The sequence below is a fragment of the Nocardioides pakistanensis genome, assembly GCF_054781215.1.
On sequence record NZ_BAAGUV010000050.1, the window covers coordinates 1 to 7586 of the forward strand.

The 7586-nt window shown below is 67.3% G+C and carries 7 protein-coding genes and 1 pseudogene; 2 read left to right on the top strand and 6 right to left on the bottom strand.

Translation table 11 applies throughout. The annotated features are described in order from the left end of the window. The first annotated feature begins 877 nt into the window (after positions 1-877). Entirely contained in the window at positions 878-1348 is a 471-nt protein-coding gene (locus ACYVIH_RS17330; protein WP_460870753.1) for a DUF5946 family protein, read from the top strand. A gap of 135 nt (positions 1349-1483) precedes the next feature. Here ACYVIH_RS17330 and ACYVIH_RS17335 read toward each other — a convergent pair whose 3' ends face one another. From ACYVIH_RS17335 to ACYVIH_RS17360, 6 genes and pseudogenes are all read right to left on the bottom strand, one after another. Continuing rightward, positions 1484-1633 (bottom strand): hypothetical protein, encoded by a 150-nt coding sequence (locus ACYVIH_RS17335; protein ID WP_460870754.1) that lies wholly within the window; start codon positions 1631-1633, stop codon positions 1484-1486. A gap of 186 nt (positions 1634-1819) precedes the next feature. After that, positions 1820-2176, bottom strand: coding sequence for a DUF433 domain-containing protein (locus ACYVIH_RS17340; RefSeq protein WP_460870755.1), 357 nt, complete (start codon positions 2174-2176; stop codon positions 1820-1822). 27 nt (positions 2177-2203) lie between these two features. Then, positions 2204-2983: an IS21-like element helper ATPase IstB gene (istB, locus tag ACYVIH_RS17345; RefSeq protein WP_460870756.1), complete on the bottom strand. Its 780-nt coding sequence runs from the start codon at positions 2981-2983 to the stop codon at positions 2204-2206. Beyond that, positions 2980-4525 (bottom strand): annotated as a pseudogene (gene istA, locus ACYVIH_RS17350) (IS21 family transposase). The gene istB and the pseudogene istA overlap by 4 nt, the downstream one beginning before the upstream one ends. A gap of 713 nt (positions 4526-5238) precedes the next feature. Then, positions 5239-5508, bottom strand: a complete 270-nt coding sequence (locus ACYVIH_RS17355; RefSeq protein WP_460870757.1) for an AfsR/SARP family transcriptional regulator — start codon at positions 5506-5508, stop codon at positions 5239-5241. 131 nt (positions 5509-5639) lie between these two features. Next, entirely contained in the window at positions 5640-5987 is a 348-nt protein-coding gene (locus tag ACYVIH_RS17360) for an ANTAR domain-containing protein (protein WP_460870758.1), read from the bottom strand. Between the two features lie 280 nt (positions 5988-6267). On the opposite strand from ACYVIH_RS17360, the gene ACYVIH_RS17365 reads away from it, so the two are divergent. Further along, positions 6268-7512 (top strand): IS256 family transposase, encoded by a 1245-nt coding sequence (locus tag ACYVIH_RS17365; RefSeq protein ID WP_460870759.1) that lies wholly within the window; start codon positions 6268-6270, stop codon positions 7510-7512. The last annotated feature ends 74 nt before the right edge of the window (positions 7513-7586 follow it).

A 7586-nucleotide genomic window follows, 5' to 3' on the forward strand; every position in this document is an offset into this window, starting at 1 on the left:
CGCAACGCGTGCGCGTCGATGTCTTCCTCCCGTGTCAGCATGGGAAGCGAGGGCTCCTTCGTGAGATGGCGTGTGGTCAGAGACCGCCATCTTCGAAGGAGCCCCACCCGCTTCCGGATGGGGCCATGGGGTGGGGAAATTCAGTGAGCAGAACTGGGGAGATTCACCTGAGCGTCATCAACGGCGCAAGTGGTTGCTGACCTGCGCAAACCCTGGCCGACCAGGGCGCTTCGGCGGCCTCCGTTGTTGGACGTTTACTGGTCGTAAACGTTCCGACTTCGGTAGGCACGTCGTCCGCGGAGTGCTGAACTCGGTCACGGTTCTGACGGGTAAGCGATCCGGCTAGTTGGGGCTTCCCCGGGGGCAGGCGCGGACAGTCGCGTGCGTTGCGTTTGCGGATCCGTTCTCGAAGCCCTGGTCGACGAGGAACTCGGGTCAGTGGTCTTCGTCAAGGACTACGTCCAGCTCGACTTCAGTGCCGCACGGTTTTCGGCCTACGTGTGGCCGACGGTCACCATCGGCGACGCCACTTTGCAGTCCAGAGATCCTGGCTACCGCGACGCTCTGCGCGTTCATTACGCACGAGGTCCTCTCCGCAGACGAGTCCCCAGGGCTCGGGCTGGTGATCCGTTTCGACCTTGATGAGATCGTCACGAACCCGGTCCCTGCCGACATGGTGGCCCTGAGATCGCACAGTTGCAGGTGCACCAGGACTCGTTCCAAGAAGAGGCCGGGGTGGTCTGGCGACCTGGAGAAGGCATCTTCTCCGGTCGCGATTGGTCCTGACGGCAAGAAGTCATCATCGTGACGCTGTCAAGCTTCACTCGCTGCTGCAACTGAGTGTTTGTTGGAGGGCATTGCGCATAGCGTGTCGCTCGTGAAGCGAGAGACGGCATGTGAGTGCGGCGCTCCGTCCGAGTGCTTGCACGTCTGGCATGAGGCCCTGGCTGCCGAGCAGCGCGACCAAGCCATGTACGCATGGCACGCGCCGTTGGTGTGCGCGTTCTATCTACAGCACCGCTCCATGCACCAACCGCGTTTCGCTGACGGGCAATACCGTCTGCTCCAGCTCTTCGTCGACCGGGGAATCGAGGCGGTGCACGCGGTGGCTAGAGAGCACGTTGCCCGCAACCGTGGGAGCACGCCTGTATGCCCCGCTCCGGCACTCGCTCGATACAGGGGACTTCCGGCGCACTCGTTTCCGGATGCGTTCGGTGTTAGCGTGCACGTGCTCTGCGACAAGGGCGGCGACTTCATCTCCCAGGGTTACACCGCGTACGGCGACCGGATGCGCTATTGGGCCCAGGCGACGATCGACGGCTGGAGGGTTGCACCCGGAGTCTGCTAGGACGAGCCAGAACTTCCCGATGGGGACGTCAGGAATTCGGCAGGAACGGAAAACTCGGTACGCGATGGGCGGTGCATACCGGTGGGGCGGCCGCACGGCGCCCGGGGGAAGTTGGTGCCCGGGAGCTCCGCCAGCTCAGCGCCGTACGATGACCCGGTTGCCCGCCTCGGCCAGCGAGACGACCTCGGCGATCAGTGGCTCGAACCATGCCAGTTGCGCGGTGCGTCGTGTGTTGCCGAGAGGCACCCACACGACTGGAGAAGCGTCGCCGCCGAGGGCGGCCATGTTGGCGAAGTCCTCATCCTTTGGTCACGATAGCCGCCCCACGGTCCAGCGCGTAGCGCCACAGGTCGCGATCGGGCGACTCACCGAGGCCAATGTCGCTGACTGCTCGCCGCCGTGGCCTCGATCGTTGAGTAGCCGCGCCAGTGCTGGCGGCAGCTGGGCGTCGATCAGGAAACGCACGCGTGTCTACGAAGCGATCACGACAGCGTGGTTGGTCTGGGCTGCCGCGTATGTGAGACAGGTCCTGATGTCGTCCGCGGTGATGTAGGGGTAATCGTCCAGGATCTCTGCCTCACTGGCGCCGGAACCGAGGAGCGAGAGGACATCGGCGACACGCCCCCGAGTGCCACGGACGACAGGGCGGTGTGCACCACTTCCGGGTCGATGGTGATGCGCTCCAGCAAGGACATAGATTGAGGCTGCCGAAGGCGCATGCTTGAGACCTGAAACACTCGGCGTCGGCGTCGGCGTCGGCGCCCCGCCCTCCGACGTTACGTGATTCGTGCTGTCAATGGCCAAGTTGCGGTCCCCGCTGGTGGCCAACTGAAAGTCCCCACCCCTCGCTGAGTTTCAGCTGGTCTTGAGTCGGGTTCCTCCGTTCGCTCGGGCCTGTCTCATTCGGTAGGAGTCGCCGTCGGTGACGACGGTGTGGCAGTGGTGCAGGAGCCGGTCGAGCATGCTGACCGCGGTGGTGTGCTCGGGTAGGAACCTGCCCCAGGACTCGAACGGCCAGTGCGACGCGACGCCGAGCGAGCGTCTCTCGTAGGCGGCCGCGACGAACCGGAACAGCAACTGGGCGCCGGTGTCGTCCAACGGGGCGAAGCCGAGCTCGTCGACCAGGATCAAGTCGTTGCGTAGCAGGGTCTCGATGACCTTCCCGACGCTGTTGTCAGCCAGTCCTCGGTAGAGGGTCTCGACCAGCTCGGCGGCGGTGAAGTACCGGACCCGATGACCCGCCTCGACCGCAGCGATGCCGAGTGCGATCAGCGTGTGGGACTTCCCGGTTCCGGCGGGCCCGATCAGGCACACGTTCTCCGCGGCGCGGATCCACTCCAGCGACGAGAGGTAGTCGAACGTCGCCGGTGGGATCGAGGATGCGGCGACGTCGAACTCGGCCAGCGTCTTGGTCACCGGGAACGCGGCCTGACGCATCCGGGTCCGGGCGTTCGACGCTTCACGCGATGCGATCTCGGCCTCGACCAGGGTGCGCAGGAACTCCTCGGGCTTCCATCGTTGAGTCTTCGCGGTGACCAGCAGCTCGGGCGCCAGTCGGCGCATCGCGGCCATCTTCAACCGCTTCAACCCCTCGTTCAGGTCAGCTGGCAGCGGCGGCGGAGTCGTCGCTGTCACGACACCTCACCCCCATCCGTGACTTCGGTCCGGCCCTCGATCCGGTAGGCGTCCAACGACCGGGTGGGCACCGACGGCAACGTCAGCACCAGGGCCTGGCCGGCCGGGGTCGGACTGGGTGCGTGGCCGCCGGTGGCCAGGATCGACCGAACGTCATCGGCGCGCCATCGTCCGAACGCGACGGCCCGCTCGAGTGCTGCGACCAGCGGCTCGGTGCCGTGCGCGGCGGCCAGGGTGAGAACCTCGGCGATCTCGGTGCCCAGCTTGGTCACACCCGCGGCGGCGGCACCGACCAGGAACTGCTCGGCGACCGGGCCCCGGGGCGAGGAACTCCCGCTCGACCGGCGTGCGGCCACGCGCGGCCCGGTTCGGACTGGCCGGCCGGGGACGGTCGTAGTGCGCGTCGTCGATGCTGACCTCGCCTGGCGCGACCAGCCCGTGTTCAGCGTGGACCTCGCCGGTGACCGGCTCGATGACCCGCAAGACCCGATCGCGTTCGTCGACCAGCACCGTCACGGTGGTGCCGATCAGTCGGTTCGGCACCGAGTAGCGGGCCGACCCGAACCGGATGCAGGACAGCTTGTCGACCTTCCTGGTGATCGGTGTGGGGCCGACCTCGAGTCGCAGTGACGGCAGGTCGCCGAGCAGGTCTCGCTCGGTGGACAGTCGCTCGTCCGGGATCGCGTGGATCTCACTGTGACGACGGCCGTTGACCTCCACACCCCACGCCTTGGCCCGCTCGTTGAGCCCGGCATAGCCGCCGGCCCACGGATCCTCCTCGAGCTCCAACGGCGTGAGGAGGTCGTCCTTGGCGTAGCCGACCAGGCTCTCCACGATGCCCTTCGATTCGGGGTCCGCGGCGTGACAGAAGTCGGGCCGGAACCGGTAGTGGGACGCGAACCTGACGTAGTCCGGTGCCGGCACCACCACGTTCGCGACCACGTTGCCCTTCAGGCACGCCATCCGGTCCGCGAGCACGGTCGTCGGAACTCCGCCGAGTTCCTCGAAGCACTCCGCCAACAGGCCCAGCGTGGTCGCTTGCTGCTCGTCGGGGGCGAACCGGACGAACCGGTAGCGCGACCAGGCAAGCACCGCGCAGAACACATGGACCCGACGGCCCGCGACGAGTTCGGTGCCCCAGTCGATCGCGAGCACCTCGCCCGGTGTCCAGATCGCCGGACGCCGACCGTTCGCGCGGGCCTGTCCGATGCGCCACTGACGCTTGGCGTCGGCGACCAGGCGTCGGAAGTTGCGGTCCGACCCCTCATAGCCAGCGGCGCGAGCGGCCGGGAGCAGCCGCTTCGCGCTGATCTTCGCGGCGGTGGCGTTGACCTTCTCGGCGACCAGTTGCGCGACCGACTCGTAGTTGCGACCACGCTCGACTCGCGGGGCTGGGGGCTCGCCGCGGCTACTTGCCTGGTGGGCCTCGATGACCCGCCTCACGGTCTTGTGGGTCGTGCCGCACATCGCGGCCGCTCCTCGGTAGCTGCCCACCTCGCGGTAGGCCGAAATGATGTCCATCCGTTCTCTCTCGTTCTTCAATGGAGACCCCTGCGTGGTGACGACGGCTGACTAGGCATCGCCACCGTCGCCACGCAGGGCCTCACGAGCCGCTACGACACGCGAAGAACGAGGAGCGGGGACTTCTACATGGCCACCACCGGGGACCCGAGATGGCCACCAGTGGGGACCGCTACCTGGCCACCAGCAGGGACTTTTTCATGGCCACGGACACGTGCCCGGGCAGGGCTGGCCGGGGGAGGACCGCGGCGAATGTTCCGTGTCGTTTGTTCAAGTGTTCCGAGTGGCCGACGTGGGCTGACCCGCGCAAACGAGGGCGGACGACGGCGTGTTCGGGGTTGATGTTGTTGGACGTTTACTGGTCGTAAACGTCTCCCATCTCCCGCGCCAGGTGTCTGTTGGGGCAGCGCAGGGTGCTTCTGTCAGAGGGGGAAGGGCAGCCTGGCAGGCCGTTATGGTCAACGTGTTCGTCACCATGCCCGAGGCAATAGCGGGCCCCCGCGACACGGTGTCCTTAAGCGGCTGCGCGGCACACCACTAGGCATCGGCGTCTACTTCGCTGGACGGCTCGTGTCCACACTGTCGCTCGTCGTCCTGGTTGCCGCGGCCCTGGTCGTGACGGCCGGACCGTTGTGGCTCGACCTGGAGCTCCCCCATCGCTGACATAGCTATGGCGGTTGGCGTCATTGTGTTGGGCAGCGCGGCAGCTGTGCACGAGTGAAAGCGCGCGCCACTCAGATGTCACCTCTGAACCGCCGGCCAGGCACCTTCTGGCCGAGGCCATGACCGGTAGTCAGCCCGCCGCTGGTTGCGGCCATGGGGAGAGGCCCGTCGCCCCAGACCGCGTCGGCGAGGCGGTCGGCCGGCACGACTTCTCCCCGGGCCAGGAGCAGGCGGGCCAGTACGGCACGTTGTCGTCTCCCACCCAGGTCGAGCGGCCGACCGTCGTACGTCGCGCTCAGCTCGCTGAGCAGGTTGATCCGCAGGCGCGCCGCTCGCTCCACCGCATCACCCCTCGTCGAGAGAGTAGAACCCAACGCCGGCCGGCGACATGACCCCGATGGGTCACTCACCTGCGACGGGCACGCGCGGACGGTGTCGCCACCCGGCTGTCGCCGACGGCGGAGCGGCAGCCTCAGCCGGCGTCGGGGGTGCGGTGGTTGCCCTGGTCCACGAGCTCCCGGGCGACATCACGAAGTTTGATGTTGCTGTGTTGCGAGACCCGGACCAGGTACTGGAACGCCCGGTCCTCGTCCATCTGGTAACGCTCCATGACGATGCCGATGGCCTGCCCGATCACCCTGCGGTTCGTGAGGGCCGAGCTCAACCCCTCCTCGCGGCGGGCCCGGCCGAGGGCCAGCGCCGCATGGGCGGCGAGAAGCTCGGCGACCTGTCTCACCTCGGGGTCGATGCTCTCGCCTTCGGTTGAGTAGAGGTTGAGTCCGCCCAGGGTCTGACCGTCGGCGAAGAGGCGCAGACCCATCTGGGCTCTGACTGGGTGTGTCCCTATTGACCGCCGCGTTTCCGGGTCTGCCGATGAGCGCGAGCGCGACTCACGAGAGAGAGTTCAACCAATCAGCGACCGTGGGGACGCGCTGGACCGACGAGTGGTAGTAGAAGACGCTCTCGTGCTAATGGGAGTGGAGTCCAGCAGAGTGGTGTACGACGGACCTGAGTGAGCGCGTGCCTCCAACGTAGGCGCGGCCACCGGGTGGATCCTTCGAGTGATCTGCGAAAACCGACTCGAAGAAGGACCACACACGATGACCGCTGGACCCAGTATCGACCCTGCCCGCTTCCTGACCGAGCAGCTGGACCAGGCGAGCCCTGACCTGCTGCGTGACCTGTTGACCACTTTCGTCAACGCGCTGCTCTCGGCACAGGCCGACGCGGTGTGCGGCGCCGGCTACGGCGAGCGCAGCAGCGAGCGTGTGAACTCCCGCAACGGCTACCGGCACCGCGACCTCGACACCCGGGTCGGCACCCTCGACGTCGCCGTGCCCAAGCTCCGCCAGGGCAGCCTCTACCCCGACTGGCTGCTCGAGCGCAGGAAGCGGGCCGAACGAGCGCTCACGTCGGTGGTGGCGACCTGCTACCTGCTCGGTGTCTCGACTCGGCGGATGGACAGGCTGGTGCAGACCCTCGGCATCACCGGGCTGAGCAAGTCGCAGGTCTCGGTGATGGCACGTGAGCTCGACGAGCACGTCGAGCAGTTCCGCCCCCGCCGCCTGGAGGACGCCGGGCCGTTCACGTTCGTGGCCGCTGATGCGCTGGTGCTCAAGGTCCGCGAGGGCGGCCGCGTGGTGCCGGTGCACGTACTGGTCGCGACCGGCGTGAACGCCGATGGGCATCGCGAGATCCTCGGCGTCCAGGTCACCTCAAGCGAGGACGGCGCCGGCTGGCTGGCGTTCTTCCGCGACCTCACCGCCCGCGGCCTGACCGGAGTCAAGCTGGTCACCAGCGACGCCCACGCCGGCCTGGTCTCAGCGATCGGCGCGACACTGCCCGGCGCTGCATGGCAGCGGTGCCGTACCCACTACGCCGCGAACCTGATGTCTGCGACCCCGAAGTCGTCGTGGGGCTGGGTCAAAGCGCTGCTGCACTCCATCTACGACCAGCCCGACGCCGAGGCGGTGCACGCCCAGTTCGACCGGGTCGTCGACGCCCTAGCCGAGAAGCTCCCCGCCGTGGCCGCGCACCTCGAGGAAGCCCGCGCAGACATCCTCGCCTTCACCGCGTTCCCGAAAGAGGTCTGGCGCCAGATCTGGTCCAACAACCCCAACGAGCGGCTCAACCGCGAGATCCGGCGCCGCACCGACGTGGTCGGCATCTTCCCCGACCGGGCCAGCATCATCCGACTCGTCGGCGCCGTCCTGGCCGAGCAGCACGACGAGTGGGCCGAAGGCCGTCGCTACCTCGGACTCGACGTCCTCGCCCGTTCCCAGGCCGTCGACGCAGACCCCGCCGAGGAGGTGACCGAGCCCGAACCCCAGGCCATCACGGCCTGACCGACACATGTCTCGCGTCAAGTAAGTGGCAGAGATTCGTGTCCTGGAAAGTTGGGGACGGCCGGGTGCGCTGC